This window comes from Bacteroides hominis, assembly GCF_033042785.2.
Taxonomy (GTDB): Bacteria; Bacteroidota; Bacteroidia; order Bacteroidales; family Bacteroidaceae; genus Bacteroides; species Bacteroides hominis.
In genome coordinates this window covers 2,970,392-2,986,366 of record NZ_CP178829.1, presented here as the reverse complement: position 1 = coordinate 2,986,366, position 15,975 = coordinate 2,970,392, and the positions used below count along the sequence as shown (strand labels likewise).

Genomic DNA, 15,975 nt, shown 5'->3' with positions numbered 1-15,975 from the left:
CAGTATTAGTTTATCTTAAAACTTATTGCAACGATCAAAGAAATGAATAGCCTCTAACTCAGCTTTCATACGTATTTCTTCATCATCTGTCATATTCTGGAAAGGAGTACGATTCTTACCTAAATCCAATCCTATCAATTTCATAATCCGCTTTCCACCTACAATATTTCCTCGGAAATGACAGATTACATTAATAACTTCCTGAGAGAAATTCTGTAATTCGCGCGCTTTATCAAGATCTCCGGCTTTCCATGCTTCTATAATACCAACCAGATTTACACCATTATAATTGGTAGTTCCTCCAATGCCGCCTTGAGCACCACCCATAGCCAGACATGGAAGAATGGTTTCATCTTGCCCATGCAGCATATCAAATTTACCTCCTTTATACAAGCGGCACTGATTGTATTCATACATACTCTCAAAAGTATATTTAATTCCCGCAAAATTCGGAATACGTCCATCTACTGCCTCCAGAAATGAAACCATTGATAAGAATGCTCCATTAAATGCAGGAATATGATAATAATAGAATGGAAGATTTGGAGCGCCACAGGCTATTTCTTCACAGTATTTCACGAGTTCTTCGACACGACCCACTTTCGGAAAAGGAGGAGCCATAGCGCCAATTCCCCATGCACCGATTTTCTGAGCATGTTCGGCAAGCTTACGACTTGACTTTACACAGCAACTACCTACATGTACAATTACCTTAAATCCTTCCGGTGAAACTTCTACCCAACGTTCGGCGAGTTTCATACGTTCTTCATCGGTTAACATATATCCTTCACCAGAAGATCCATTAATGAATACACCTTGCAGACCGTTCTTTACTAACATCTTAGCATATGCTTCAATGGGTTCATAATTTACTTCTCCATTTTCATAAAACGGAGTAAAAGGAGCATTGATCAATCCAATAATCTTTTCCATGATAATTTCGTTTTTATATTAATGATATAGAATTTTAATATGGATTAGGAACTAGTTTTTCATAATACACTCGTAATATCCTTAGCATATCGGTACAAATATACGCATATTTATTAAACAATCAACATATAATAAAATATTTTATTAATAAAAAGAAGATTCAAATATCCGCTTAATAAAATTCATTCACTATTATTATCAATTAAAAACAATAGAGAAACATCTTTTCACCCTGAAAACTCAGAATTAATAAACAAATTAACTATCTTTGTAGATATTACCAAAATAATTAATCTATATGAAACAACATCTTTTAAAAGAAATAGAACTAGGAACCAAAAGCGCTCTTCTCAAAAAGAAAATTATTACACATTATATATATAATGGCAGTTCAACAATTACTGACCTGTCTAAAGAGTTGGATCTTAGCGTCCCCACAGTTACAAAATTTATTAGTGAAATGTGTGAGGAAGGCTATATTAACGACTACGGTAAATTAGAAACAAGTGGAGGGCGCCATCCTAATTTATATGGCCTAAACCCGGAATCCGGCTATTTCATAGGAGTTGATATTAAAAGATTTGCTATTAATATCGGTTTGATAAACTTCAAGGGCGACATGATGGAACTTAAAATGAATATCCCTTATAAATTTGAGAATTCAATAGAGGGATTGAATGAATTATGCAAACTCATTTCAAACTTCATAAAGAAACTGACAATAGCCAAGGAGAAAATACTGAATATCAATGTAAACGTTTCAGGTCGTGTCAACCCGGAGTCCGGATATAGTTTCAGCCAGTTTAACTTTGAGGAACGTCCATTATCAGAAGTCTTGGCAGAAAAATTAGGATATAAGGTCACTATAGACAATGATACACGCGCCATGACCTATGGAGAATATCTAAAGGGATGCGTAAACGGTGAAAAGGATATTATTTTCGTAAATATCAGTTGGGGATTAGGTGTTGGAATTATTATCGATGGCAAAATTTATACCGGCAAATCAGGATTTTCCGGAGAGTTTGGCCATACCAGTACTTTTGATAATGAAATCATTTGTCATTGTGGCAAAAAAGGCTGTCTTGAGACCGAAGCTTCTGGTTCCGCACTACACCGTATCTTGTTAGAACGTATACAAAACGGAGAAAACTCTATTTTATCCAGCCGTATAGGAGATGTCAATAATCCTATAACACTGGACGAAATCATTGCTTCTGTAAACAAAGAAGACCTTTTGTGTATTGAGATAGTGGAAGAAATTGGGCAGAAACTAGGAAAACAAATTGCCGGACTTATCAATCTCTTCAATCCAGAACTTGTCATTATCGGTGGAACAATTTCACTTACAGGTGACTATATCACCCAACCTATAAAAACTGCCGTCCGCAAATATTCACTTAATTTAGTAAACAAAGACTCAGCAATCGTAACATCAAAACTTAAAGACAGGGCAGGTATCGTAGGAGCTTGCATGCTTGCAAGAAGCAGAATGTTTGAGTGTTAAAACTCAAGCATTCGCTCCATAAATAATCGGGCAGCCTCCTTGTCAGCAACTGGAGGTGCCCAAGATGCCAGATTCTCCGGAGTAAGAGGTACAAAAGGCCCCTGCTTAATCTCATAAATAACCGTTCCTGATTCCAAGACAATAATAGTATGCCATACGCAAGGAGGAATTTCAATTCCATAACAACCTTGAGTCGGATTCAGATTGACCTTTTCCATTACATTACCCTCATCATCAAATAAAATAGCCAATAAGCTCCCTCGTAAAACCAAGTAAACTTCTTCCTTATCCGGGTTTTTATGGCGATGAGGGGGTAAATAAGTTCCAGGCTCTAAAGCATTCAACATCCTATGAATAGCAGCTTCCATGGATTCATGGAAATTATAATTCATTCGAAGACGTGAATTCTCCTTAGCCTGATCAGTTACTCTATCAAGAAGTTCTTCGGTAATCAGTTTCATTGTTTTTCTTTTGATACTACACAATCTACAGATACTGTAGCCAAAGCACATCCCAACCCTTCAATCCGAAGTAACAACTTATTATTTCCCTGACATTCAACTAATTCAGCCACTAATCCCTGCAACTGTCCACGAATCACCTGTACAGTAGCTCCTGGAACAAAATCTGTAGGCGCGAACTCAACCAATTCATGGGAACGTTCTATCATCGTTCTGAAAGTTTCCATCTGCACCTCAGGTATAGAAACGTATTGTCCCTTTTCCTTCAACAAAAAAGCTACTCCATGAATACTGGTTATTTGTGCAATCTCTTCAGAGGAGATATATACAAATAGACATCCCGGAACAACAGGAATAAAAATCTTTTTCTTACGATTGTTCCACATACGAATCACTGGCTGAAGAGGCAGGTAGTTATCAATACCTATCTTATCCAGTTGTTCCTTCACTTTCTTCTCTGCTCTTGGTGCCGTATATACAGCATACCAACAAGAAGCATTTTCTTTTATTTTTCTGGCTGTTTCTTCCATCCGTTCAATAAATCTTTAACAAAGAGAATCCATCCTATACTACCAACACCCGCTAAGAATACAAAACCAATTAAAATCATGATTTTATTAGGTTTAGCCGGTCTCAAAGGGACTGTTGCAGGTTGTACTACAGTATAAACAGGAGTAATTTCCTGTACTTTAGCTTTCGCTACTTGCAATTGTTGCGCCACTTGAGTGAACACTCCATAAGCTAAATTTACCTCATTTTGCAAGCGCTCTTGCTCTGTACGAAAACTCTGCATAATGATATTCTGGTTGCCATCCATGAAGTGAGCATATTTCTGCTGAGCCTCATAGTAGTTCCCCTGAGCTTCATCAAATAGTTTCTCCGTAAAAGCCAAATCATGACGCGCTTTATTTGTGCGATAATCAGTTATATAATTTTGCAAGCAATGCATTACTGTATCTGTTAAAGCTGCAGAAATTAACGGATCCTGCATTGTTACAGAAAGTGTAGTCACTCCTGTTTTCTTATCTACTGAAACAGATATACGATGACTCAAAGCATCTGCAATCCCGGCCTGATCCGGAGTCAGACAAAAAGGATTTATTTTTGCGTCTCCAAGTTCTTCCGGTGTATCTTTAAACAAAGAAACCACCCAACCTAATGCTTTAAAAGGAGCTGATGCAATCGCCCCCCACCATGGAGATCGCTGATGTTTATCCAAGTACTCATATAGAGTCGTATTAATTTTGCCTTTCTGGTCAGTCACTTTTACATCAAACATTTCCAACAAGAATGGCGTAGAGCTGACAATATCCGGATATAATTCGGGAGAAAGAGCATCTTCTCCACTTGAACTGCCAATATTGATACCAGCCATAGCAGCTAATGCTCCCATACCTCCTGTAGATGACTTACTACCAGTCTCAGGCGCCAGCGTCACACTAGTAGAATATTCTTTGGGAATACTAAAAGCTACCACAAGGCCTACCAACAGGGCAATCCCACAAACTTTAAATACCAATTTCCGACCAGCCCAAACATTCTGAGCCAACTCTATCAAATCGATCTCTTGTTCTTCAGGTTGTGGAGTCGTTTTATTTATATTCTTATCTTCAGTCATAGTCATTACTTAAAAAGGTTAACCATAGTTGCAATCATAGTAGCTAATGAAGCCGCAGAAGTACCCATTCCTATAATTTCGGCTGCCGACATTCTCTTCTTCGGATCCTTACTTGGTACAATAATCTCACATCCCGGTTCTATTGCCTTGGAATTACCTGTACGCAGACGAGAAACGGTACCATTCATATAGACAACAAAAGCTCTTTTCTTTTTCGCAAGACTTGCAAAACCACCAGCCTGATTAATATAGTACTTCAAACTTTCATCCTTCTTATACAAGACTGTATTAGGATACATTACAGCACCATTGATTTTTACTGTACTTACATATTCCGGCACGAACAGAATATCACCTTCACGCAACACCATATCAAAGTCCGATCCGGGATTAGCCAAAGCCTTTTCCAATTCTATACCCACAGAATAAGTATCAGAAACATCCAGTGTCTTGACAGAGATAGAATCAGCCCCACCTTTATTAGCCATGCGGAGCGCATCTTCCTTGCGCCGTAATTCCTCTTCAGTCATTTTACGAATCAAACGCGCACCTTTTACATAAGCATCTTGGGTAATCCCACCGGCCTTGGCAATCAAGTCACTAAGGCGTTCATTCTTTTTCGATAACGCATAGCGACCACCAAATAAAACTTCACCGCCAACCGTAACATTTTGTTGTTGATGATAAGCAGGACTACGACGAATATACACCTCATCAAAAGGCTCCAAATGGAAATCCTGATCGCCTCCAACAAGGAAACCATCCTTCAACTCAAAAGAGAAAGTCTTACCAACCACATTGCTCAATTCTGTACTTTTTGAATTTTTAATTCGACGGGACACATCAACACGAGCTGTTGAAGCAGCTTCTAATAATCCACCGGCCTGCAAAACAAGATCCTCAACCGACATATTCGACGAGTATAAGTAAGTACCCGGATTGGCAACCTCGCCATGAATAGTAAGTGTCGCTTCTTCTTTCAAATCTTCAATACTTGGAATATAAAGTATATCATTCTTCTGAAGAGGAATATCAGCGACTGTGCCATTCAACAATCCCTTCAGATCAATTTGAATCATTTCATGAGTAAGGTCGTCGTTTTCACGATCGATAATGGCACGATTCAAAAAAGCATCTCCTCTTACCCCTTCAGCTTTCTTTATTAGCTGTTTTACAGTATTTACAGTACCATCAATTTGATACATACCGGCACGATAAACAGCTCCACGGACTTCTACACGATTCTCAAAACGTTCTAATACCGAATCAACAGCTAAAACGTCTCCATCATCCAGTTTAAATACCGAATAGTCCATTTCGTCCACATTATATACTTGATGTTCACGACCCGTTTTACGAATCAGGCGTATAGCTTTCTTATAAGCATCTCCAGTGAATCCTCCTGAGTATTTCAAAATAGTAGCCATCGTCTCGGAAGGTTTCATTTCATAAAACATTGGTCTTTTTACCTTGCCAGTAATTTGTACTAAGGATTCATAAGGATCAACAATAACCACATCACCGTCTTGCAAGCGGACATCGTCATTCAATTTACCTTTCATTATAAAATCGTAAACATCCAAATCGGCTATTTTCTTACCGTTACGCACGACTTTGATACTACGCAGACTACCGATCTTATTAACGCCACCAGCGCGATACAAAGCATGGAATACAGAAGAGAATGCCGAGAGCGCATAAGTGCCCGGTATAGCCACTTCTCCCATAATACTGATTTGGATAGTACGTATATTCCCCAATGTTAAATCGACAGAGGTGTTAGGGTTCGGACCTGAAATGCCGGCATAGATTTTTGAAAATTCACGACGCACCGTATTATTAGCTTCACGAACAGTCATCCCGCTTAAATAAATAGGACCGAGATTATCAACTAAAATACTGCCCTCTGGCGAAATAGTCTGTCTTATTGTTGTCTGAGAAGCTCCCCAAACATCTATAATCACCTCGTCTCCAGGACCCAAGCGATAGTTTACAGGAGTAGCAATATTTACATTAGGCTCGAATGTAAGATTCTCGTTAGTGAAGATATTATGTCCAAAAATCTGTTGTGTCGGATCCTCTTCCGGTTTCATCATATATTCATCAGACCAATCCTCTTCATACATCATGTCCTCATCAGTCATTTCCTGATTATCATCGCCCATACCCCGTTTATTTTTCTGGTTAGCCGATTGACGGAGACCTTTTATATTTTTCTGATTCTTTTGATTTTTCTGATCCTTCAGGTTTTTCTGAGAACGATTCGAATAGTCACTTTCATCATTTTGCTGAGTACGTGTACGAGCCCTTGTTGTATTCTGGTTACTCTGTGTACTTGTACTACCATTTCCATTTTCATATTTTTCCTGAATACGCTCGACCTGTTCCTTCGTAACGCCTCTTCTCATCAACTCTGTTGTAATCTGCTTCTGAGTTTTACCCATCTTTTGAGCATCTTTTACATACTGTACGACCTGATCATCGGACATTTGCTGAGCTACAGCTACACCGGATAAGGTAAAAATCAAGAAGAATAGTGTAATAAATCTACGCATAAGATATTCTGATTAATCTTTAGTGTTCCTCTAATAAATTATAAACCGGGCACAAAGGTAACATATTATTTTCATAATATACATTTATTTCATTCCTAAGTTTTCGAAAATAGATTAAAAGAGGCTTTATCCAATATCTCAAACTCAGAATTCTTACTAACAAACTCTGGAACGATCTTTTTCATAGAAGCAACAATGCCCATGGTGTCGGAAGTATAACTCAAATCTATTAACCTTTGAATTTCTTGCTTTATCTTCTCATAATCATATTCACGAACTTTTGCTATCATTATTTTTTCATGATAAGTAGGACAAGTAGACTCTTTTACATTCAGCAACTCTTCATACAGCTTCTCACCATGTCTTAATCCGGTAAACTCTATTTTTATATTTTTCTGCCCACTTAAATAAATCATTCTTCGCGCCAAATCAACAATCTTCACAGGATTACCCATATCAAAAATATAGATTTCACCTCCATTTCCCATGCTTCCAGCCTCCAATACCAACTGACAAGCCTCTGGAATAGTCATAAAATAACGTATAACCTGAGGATGTGTCACAGTCACCGGACCACCCTTTTCTATCTGCTGCTTAAATCTGGGTATTACAGAGCCATTTGATCCGAGTACATTTCCAAAACGAGTTGTGATAAACTTCACTTGTGCCCCATCTTTTGCATATTTAGATAACTTACGAGCAAGGGACTGAACATAGATCTCGGCAAGCCTTTTACTGCACCCCATAATATTGGTCGGATTAACAGCTTTATCTGTAGAAACCATCACAAACTTATCTACGCCATATTTCACAGCCAAGTCGGCCATAATGCAAGTTCCCAATACATTCACCTGTATCGCTTCAGACACATTATCCTCCATCATTGGCACATGCTTATAAGCAGCAGCATGAAAAACATATTGCGGCCGATACTCCTTATAAATATACTCCATCCTCGTTCGATTAGTTACATCAGCCACCAACATTTTAGCATCAATATCCCGCCAATTATCCAGTAATTCTAATTGCACATTATGTAACGGAGACTCCGCCTGGTCAACCAAAATCAACTTATATGGGTTCAGCCCCGCTATCTGCCTAACCATCTCACGTCCTATAGACCCAGCAGCTCCCGTGATCATAATCCGCTTCCCTTCAATGTGTGAAGATATTTTCCGGATATCAACATGTATTGGATCCCGTTGTAACAAATCTTCAATCTGTATATCTTTTATTTGCACGCCTTGCCTTCCAAGATCATTGATAGGAGGTACTGTAAGAATACGGATATCTTCAGCTATCAACCGATCAATCATGCCGGAAGTTTCAAGGCGATGTACTTTCTCGGAAGAAACAATAATAGCCTCGACTCTTTCTTCTTCTAATATATCAAACAAAGACTCATTATTCGCGTATACCCGGCAACCCATTGTTTGCTTCCCAATAAATCCCGTATCATCAGAAATAAACCCTTTCAATCTAAAATGATTACTTCTACTAACCCGTAGCGATTTGGCAATATTAATACCAGACCCTTTTGAACCATAGACAAAAACGCGAATACTGTGCCTACGATCAAAAGTCATCAACTCATGTATCATTTTCACCAAGATTCGCAAACAAACCATCAAGGAAAAATTAACTATATAAGCTGTAAGAATAACACTAATCGGCAGAACTTCTCCTCCACTCCACCCTATCCAAAGCAAATTGCCGATACAAACAACAAAATAGCCCAGAGTTAAAGAAATAAAAATACGAGAAATGTCAATAAAGGAAGAATAGCGAATTACTCCTACATAAGTACGATTCAGATGAAAGAAACACACATTACATATTACGCAGAATAGAGTTGTCCACACCCATAGTGAGAATTCAAAAACTAACACAGACAAACCTATTTGCAAAAGGCTCGCCAAAAACATTGAAAAAATCACTAAAAGAACATCGACAGCAAGTATCAGCCATTTTGAAGCAACTCGTGATGAAAGATACTTATAATAAAATCGTATATTCATAGTAATATAAAAGTAGATTTATCAGTAAATATGCAAAGATGAGTTTTAATATTTGAATCTACAACTATTTTCTAATTTAATCCTCAACCTTTTTATTTTATAAACATTTCAGAGAAAATATCACGAAAAAAGTATAGATTCATTTTGTTTTTAAAAATAAAGATGTAATTTTGCACGCCGTAAACGATAAAATGCAACGCCGCTATAGCTCAGTTGGTAGAGCAACGCATTCGTAACGCGTAGGTCGCCAGTTCAAGTCTGGCTAGCGGCTCTTTTATTATCCAAAAGGTGTAACTTGTATATAAATACCTGTTACACCTTAATTTTATCCATACAATAGCTGCTAACAATAATCATTGGAATACAATAATGCCTACGTACCCACATATTACTCGAAATTTCAAGCTTTAAATTTTCAATATCATGAAAAACAAGCGAAAAAAGTCGTCTAAAAAATATCATAGAAATTCGTTTAAGAGTATTTTCGGAATAGCCCTATTTGCAATCTTACCTTTAATTTATGGAATCTATCTTTGCATACCGGAGATTCAGACTACCCTCTTTCAGACAATAAAGGAATCAAAAAAGAAAGCTGTACCTAACTGTTTACGTTATGAGAATCTGGAGATTCCAATTTCTCAACACTCGCTAAACGGACAGCTGGTTTGTCACAAGGGATACACTGTATCTTATAATACAATCCAAAAGATTCCAAACTGGGTAGCTTATGAACTCACTCGACAAGAAACAAAGGGAAATGCCCAAAGAAACAATCAATTCCTCGCCGATCCTTCTATCAAAGGCAATATGGCAACTAATTCTGATTATTCACATTCCGGATTCGACAAGGGACATATGGCCCCCGCTGCCGACATGAAGTGGAGTAACGAAGCTATGAAAGAGTCTTTCTATTTCAGCAATATATGCCCGCAACACCCCGAATTAAACCGGCGAAAATGGAAAGACTTGGAAGATAAAGTACGTGAGTGGGCAGTAGCCGACAGTTCCATCTTCATTGTCTGCGGTCCGATAATGAATAAAGAATCCCATACAATCGGCAAGAACCAGGTAACCGTACCAACAAGATTTTTCAAGGTCATCCTTTCTCTTTACGGTTCTCCCCCCAAAGCTATTGGATTTGTTTTCAACAACGAACCTGCAACAAAACCACTACGAAATTATGCAGTCTCAGTTGACAGCGTTGAACAGCTCACCGGCTTAGATTTCTTTTCTCCTCTTCCCGATTCTTTAGAAAATAAACTAGAGAGCCAAACAAATATCGCTTTGTGGAAAATATGAACGGGAACAAAAGCGTATATCAAAAACTAAAAATGAAAAAGTAAATACCCCTAAAAAGTAAATAATAACTAAACAGACAGAAAACATTTATTATCCAAGAACAAACATCTTTGAAATCTTCTTAACTTTGGCACAACTTTATAAATAGTGAATATTCTATATGAATAAGAAAAGAAAAAATATATTTTTCAGCATACTGGCTATTATTCTCTTCATTGGCATTGCTGGTTCCGGAATAGTTTATTACTATTTGTTCTATCCTCAATTTCATCCAAGTAAAACCACTTATATTTATATAGATCGTGATGACACTACAGATTCTATTTTCAACAAAATAAAAAAGCAAGGAAATCCTCATAACTTTGATGGTTTTAAATGGATGGCCCATTTCCGTGAATTTAGTAAAAACATCCACACCGGACGTTACGCTATCAAACCGGGTGATAATGCATACCACCTATATAGTAGGTTATCAAGAGGATATCAAACACCTGTCAATTTGACCATCGGAAGTGTACGAACTCTGGACAGATTAGCCCGCAGCATAGGAAAACAGTTAATGATTGACTCCACTGAAATTGCTACAGCGTTATACGATCCCGCTTTCCAAGAGAAAATGGGATATACGAAAGCTACCATGCCTTGCCTTTTTATCCCTGAAACCTACCAAGTATATTGGGACATCAGCATAGAAGACTTTTTCGCCCGGATGAAAAAAGAACATAATAAATTCTGGAACGAGGACCGATGTTTAAAAGCTAAAACGATCGGAATGACACCTGAAGAAGTTTGTACATTAGCCTCCATTGTAGAAGAAGAAACTAACAACAACGATGAAAAGCCGATGGTTGCGGGATTATATATAAACCGTTTACATACAGGTATGCCTCTGCAAGCTGATCCAACAATCAAATTCGCCTTACAAGATTTTAGTCTGCGCAGAATTACCAACCAGCATTTAAGCATACAGTCTCCATATAACACTTACCTGAATACGGGTCTTCCTCCGGGCCCTATCCGGATACCTTCTCCCAAAGGGCTTGATAGTGTATTGAATTATGTAAAACATAACTATATTTATATGTGTGCCAAAGAAGATTTTTCGGGTACTCATAATTTTGCTTCCAACTATGCAGACCACATGGTCAATGCAAGAAAATACTGGAAAGCACTGAATGAAAGAAAGATTTTTAAGTAATCCCGTGATAAAATGATCTTAAAAACGTATCTTTGCCCGATATTATAACAAAATACGTGATTAACACCAAAAGAAAATAAGATATGAGCAAACAACTCTTACTTGGCGACGAAGCCATTGCACAAGCAGCACTGGATGCCGGACTTTCAGGCGTTTACGCTTATCCCGGCACTCCATCCACTGAAATTACCGAATACATCCAGATGGCTCCTATCACGAGCGAACGTAACATACACAACCGCTGGTGTGCCAATGAAAAAACGGCTATGGAAGCTGCCTTGGGTATGTCTTTTGTCGGCAAGCGTGCATTAGTCTGCATGAAACATGTGGGAATGAACGTAGCTGCTGACTGTTTTATCAATTCAGCCATCACAGGCGTAAAGGGCGGGCTGATTGTAGTTGCGGCAGACGATCCCAGTATGCACTCTTCACAGAACGAACAAGATAGCCGTTTCTATGGCGACTTCTCATTAATACCCATGTACGAACCGAGCAACCAACAAGAAGCTTATGACATGGTATACAATGGTTTCGAATTTTCCGAGAAAACCGGTGAACCGATACTAATGCGCATGGTAACACGTTTGGCTCACTCTCGTTCAGGTGTAGAAAACAAAGCACAAAAAGCACAAAACGAAATCTCATTCAGTGAAGATCCACGCCAGTTTATCCTGCTACCGGGCAACGCACGCAAGCGTTATAAAGCATTACTTACACGTCAGGATGAATTTATCAAAGCATCCGAAGAATCACCTTATAATAGATACGTAGATGGTCCCAATAAAAAAATGGGCATCGTAGCCTGTGGAATCGGCTATAATTACTTGATGGAGAATTATCCTGACGGTTGCGAATATCCCGTTTTAAAAATTGGGCAGTATCCACTTCCCAAAAAGCAATTGATGCAATTAATCAATGATTGTGACGAAATCCTCGTATTAGAGGATGGACAACCATTCGTTGAAAAGCAACTGAAGGGATATCTGGGCATAGGATTAAAAGTAAAAGGTCGTCTCGACGGTACATTGTCACAAGACGGAGAATTAAATCCGGACACCGTGGCACGCGCTGTCGGCAAAGAGAATCGTTCCGAATTCAGTGTTCCGAATCTTGTAGAGATGCGCCCTCCGGCTTTGTGCGAAGGCTGCGGGCATAGAGATATGTATATAACATTAACTCAAGTATTGAAAGAAGAATATCCCACTCACAAAGTATTCAGCGACATTGGTTGTTATACGCTGGGAGCAAATGCACCATTTAACGCAATCAATTCTTGTGTAGACATGGGAGCATCTATCACTATGGCTAAAGGTGCATCCGATGGCGGACTCCATCCGGCTGTCGCTGTAATCGGAGACTCTACTTTTACTCACTCCGGAATGACCGGACTTTTGGACTGTGTCAACGAGAATGCCAATGTTACCATTGTCATATCCGATAATGAAACAACAGCAATGACCGGTGGACAAGATTCTGCCGGCACAGGCCGACTTGAAGCTATTTGCGCCGGATTAGGCGTAGATCCGGCTCACATCCGTATAGTTGTTCCTTTAAAGAAAAACTATGAAGAGATGAAACAGATCATCCGTGAAGAAATAGATTATAGAGGAGTATCCGTTATCATCCCACGCAGAGAGTGTATACAAACATTAGCACGTAAAAAAAGAAGTAAGTAAGCCATGAAAAAAGATATCATATTATCAGGTGTGGGTGGACAAGGTATCCTGTCCATCGCTACAGTAATCGGAAAGGCCGCCCTCAAAGACGGTCTGTACATGAAACAGGCAGAAGTGCACGGCATGAGCCAGCGTGGCGGAGATGTACAGTCGAATCTCCGAATCAGTGACCAGCCCATTGCATCAGATCTGATCCCCTCAGGTAAATGTGATTTGATCATCTCCCTTGAACCCATGGAAGGGCTTAGATACCTCCCCTACCTCAGCCATGAAGGTTGGTTGGTAACAAACGAAACTCCATTTGTTAATATCCCCAATTATCCCGCTGAGGCAGATGTTATGGTAGAAATCAATAAACTGCCGCATAAGGTTGTTCTGAATGTAGATAAAGTAGCCAAAGAAATAGGCTCTACACGAGTTGCCAATATTGTTTTATTAGGTGCCACTATCCCATTCTTAGGCATCGATTACGAAAAGATACAGGATAGTATTCGTGAAATATTCCAGAAAAAAGGTGATACAATAGTCGAACTCAATTTAAAAGCCTTGGCTGCCGGAAAAGAGATCGCAGAAAAAACGATGAAATGACCAGGAACAATTGAATATAGAAAAGGTGATAATGTGATCGGGACAACCGTTGCATTATCACCTTGATACATTATCACCCCTACTTAAATAATTTATAAGCCATGAATACAACATATTGGGAAGAAGAGATAGAGACCATGAGTCGTAAAAAACTGCAGGAACTACAACTCGAGCGACTCAAGAAAACAATTAATATAGCAGCCAATGCCCCTTATTACAAGAAAGTATTTCAAGAGCATGGCATCACTTCGGAAAGTATCCAATCACTGAACGACATCCGTAAACTGCCCTTTACCACAAAAGCAGATATGCGAGCCAATTACCCTTTCGGACTTGTCGCCGGAAATATGAAAGAAGACGGAGTACGTATTCACTCTTCAAGCGGAACAACAGGAACACCAACGGTTATTGTCCATTCACAGCATGACTTAGATTCATGGGCCAATCTGGTTGCACGATGCTTATATTGTGTAGGCATACGTAATACAGATGTTTTTCAAAACAGTTCCGGTTACGGTATGTTCACAGGAGGACTCGGATTCCAATATGGAGCTGAACGGCTGGGAGCTTTAACTGTACCTGCCGCTGCCGGTAACAGTAAACGCCAGATCAAGTTTATTACCGACTTTAAAACAACTGCCCTCCACGCCATCCCCAGTTATGCCATCCGCTTAGCTGAGGTCTTTCAGGAAGAAGGGATTGATCCATGCAGTACCACTCTCAAAACTCTCGTAATCGGTGCAGAACCACACACAGACGAACAGCGAAAAAAAATAGAACGCATGTTAGGTGTTAAAGCATACAATAGTTTTGGAATGACCGAAATGAACGGCCCCGGTGTCGCGTTTGAGTGTACAGAGCAGAATGGCATGCACTTTTGGGAAGATTGCTATTATGTAGAAATCATTAATCCCGAAACCGGAGAACCTGTCCCAGAAGGAGAAATCGGAGAACTCGTACTCACTACCCTTGATCGGGAAATGATGCCGCTCATACGTTATCGTACACGTGACCTCACTCGTATTTTACCGGGAGAATGTCCCTGTGGACGTACCCATATCCGAATTGACCGCATCAAAGGCCGTAGTGACGATATGTTTATCATCAAAGGAGTCAACATCTTCCCCATGCAAGTAGAAAAGATATTGGTACAATTCCCCGAATTGGGAAGCAATTACCTTATCACACTTGAGACTGTTAACAACCAAGATGAAATGATTGTAGAAGTAGAATTGAGCGATCTTTCTACAGACAATTACATTGAACTTGAAAAGATACGTAAGGACATTACCCGCCAGCTAAAAGACGAAATACTTGTCACGCCCAAACTCAAATTGGTAAAGAAAGGCTCTCTACCACAAAGTGAAGGCAAAGCTGTCAGAGTGAAGGACCTGAGAAACAATAAATAATCATCCAATGAACCCAATATGCCAATGTACCATCCGAATACATCGGCGCATTGGCATATTGGGCACATTAACTTATTATTATAATCATGCAATTACTTAAAAAAAGAATCCTGCAAGACGGAAAATGCTATGAAGGGGGAATTCTCAAAGTAGATAGTTTTATCAACCACCAGATGGACCCGGTACTAATGAAGTCAATTGGCGTAGAGTTTGTGCGCCTTTTTGCCGGAACAAACGTCAATAAGATCATGACCATAGAAGCCAGCGGAATTGCTCCGGCCATCATGACGGGCTATTTAATGGACTTACCCGTCGTTTTTGCCAAGAAAAAGTCGCCAAGAACCATACAAAATGCCTTGAGCACTACAGTACATTCATTCACTAAAGACCGTGATTATGAAGTAGTCATCAGCTCTGACTTCCTTACCCCAAAAGACAATATATTATTTGTCGATGACTTCTTGGCCTATGGAAACGCTGCTTTAGGTGTTATCGACCTCATCAAACAGTCTGGTGCCAATCTGGTAGGAATGGGATTCATCATTGAGAAAGCATTTCAAAACGGACGTAAAACACTTGAAGAAAGAGGAGTAAGAGTAGAGTCTCTTGCCATTATTGAGGATTTATCCAATTGCCAGATTACAATAAAAGATTAACTCTGTAAAAAAGCCTTTGTATTCTCCCGGACAGGCTATACAAAGGCTTTTCTTTAT

General features: G+C 39.2%; 13 protein-coding genes and 1 tRNA gene. 8 read left to right on the top strand and 6 right to left on the bottom strand.

The window, feature by feature from the left end; genetic code table 11:
* Positions 1-15: 15 nt before the first annotated feature.
* Complete coding sequence (locus R3O62_RS12535; RefSeq protein WP_005776494.1) at positions 16-933, bottom strand: dihydrodipicolinate synthase family protein; 918 nt, start codon at positions 931-933, stop codon at positions 16-18.
* A 298-nt stretch (positions 934-1,231) separates the two neighbouring features.
* On the opposite strand from R3O62_RS12535, the gene R3O62_RS12530 reads away from it, so the two are divergent.
* A complete protein-coding gene (locus tag R3O62_RS12530) occupies positions 1,232-2,440 on the top strand; it encodes an ROK family transcriptional regulator (RefSeq protein WP_005776492.1) in 1,209 nt (402 codons plus the stop codon).
* On the opposite strand, the gene R3O62_RS12525 is transcribed toward R3O62_RS12530, so the two are convergent.
* From R3O62_RS12525 to R3O62_RS12505, 5 genes are all read right to left on the bottom strand, one after another.
* The gene (locus R3O62_RS12525; RefSeq protein ID WP_227559365.1) at positions 2,437-2,901 is read right to left on the bottom strand and encodes a WbuC family cupin fold metalloprotein; all 465 of its coding nucleotides are present in this window, start codon (positions 2,899-2,901) and stop codon (positions 2,437-2,439) included. The genes R3O62_RS12530 and R3O62_RS12525 overlap by 4 nt on opposite strands.
* Entirely contained in the window at positions 2,898-3,431 is a 534-nt protein-coding gene (locus R3O62_RS12520) for a UpxY family transcription antiterminator (protein ID WP_122330735.1), read from the bottom strand. The genes R3O62_RS12525 and R3O62_RS12520 overlap by 4 nt, the downstream gene beginning before the upstream one ends.
* The gene (locus R3O62_RS12515) at positions 3,407-4,519 is read right to left on the bottom strand and encodes a Wzz/FepE/Etk N-terminal domain-containing protein (protein WP_317472839.1); all 1,113 of its coding nucleotides are present in this window, start codon (positions 4,517-4,519) and stop codon (positions 3,407-3,409) included. Before R3O62_RS12515 ends, R3O62_RS12520 begins: the two co-directional genes overlap by 25 nt.
* Positions 4,520-4,524: 5 nt before the next feature.
* Complete coding sequence (locus R3O62_RS12510) at positions 4,525-7,074, bottom strand: SLBB domain-containing protein (protein WP_317472838.1); 2,550 nt, start codon at positions 7,072-7,074, stop codon at positions 4,525-4,527.
* 95 nt (positions 7,075-7,169) lie between these two features.
* A complete protein-coding gene (locus R3O62_RS12505) occupies positions 7,170-9,092 on the bottom strand; it encodes a polysaccharide biosynthesis protein (RefSeq protein ID WP_220575866.1) in 1,923 nt (640 codons plus the stop codon).
* A gap of 198 nt (positions 9,093-9,290) precedes the next feature.
* Between R3O62_RS12505 and R3O62_RS12500 the strand changes: the two genes are divergently transcribed.
* The 7 genes from R3O62_RS12500 (at position 9,291) to xpt (ending at position 15,918) form a co-directional block, all read left to right on the top strand.
* Positions 9,291-9,363, top strand: a tRNA-Thr gene (locus R3O62_RS12500).
* A 152-nt stretch (positions 9,364-9,515) separates the two neighbouring features.
* The gene (locus R3O62_RS12495) at positions 9,516-10,391 is read left to right on the top strand and encodes a DNA/RNA non-specific endonuclease (protein ID WP_005819334.1); all 876 of its coding nucleotides are present in this window, start codon (positions 9,516-9,518) and stop codon (positions 10,389-10,391) included.
* Positions 10,392-10,551: 160 nt separating this feature from the next.
* Positions 10,552-11,589, top strand: coding sequence for an endolytic transglycosylase MltG (gene mltG, locus R3O62_RS12490; protein WP_032530690.1), 1,038 nt, complete (start codon positions 10,552-10,554; stop codon positions 11,587-11,589).
* 83 nt (positions 11,590-11,672) lie between these two features.
* Positions 11,673-13,265 (top strand): thiamine pyrophosphate-dependent enzyme, encoded by a 1,593-nt coding sequence (locus tag R3O62_RS12485; protein WP_032539456.1) that lies wholly within the window; start codon positions 11,673-11,675, stop codon positions 13,263-13,265.
* Positions 13,266-13,268: 3 nt separating this feature from the next.
* Entirely contained in the window at positions 13,269-13,853 is a 585-nt protein-coding gene (locus R3O62_RS12480) for an indolepyruvate oxidoreductase subunit beta (RefSeq protein ID WP_005819328.1), read from the top strand.
* Between the two features lie 101 nt (positions 13,854-13,954).
* Positions 13,955-15,262 (top strand): phenylacetate--CoA ligase, encoded by a 1,308-nt coding sequence (locus R3O62_RS12475; protein WP_005819326.1) that lies wholly within the window; start codon positions 13,955-13,957, stop codon positions 15,260-15,262.
* A gap of 86 nt (positions 15,263-15,348) precedes the next feature.
* A complete protein-coding gene (gene xpt / locus R3O62_RS12470; RefSeq protein WP_005776479.1) occupies positions 15,349-15,918 on the top strand; it encodes a xanthine phosphoribosyltransferase in 570 nt (189 codons plus the stop codon).
* Positions 15,919-15,975: the final 57 nt, after the last annotated feature.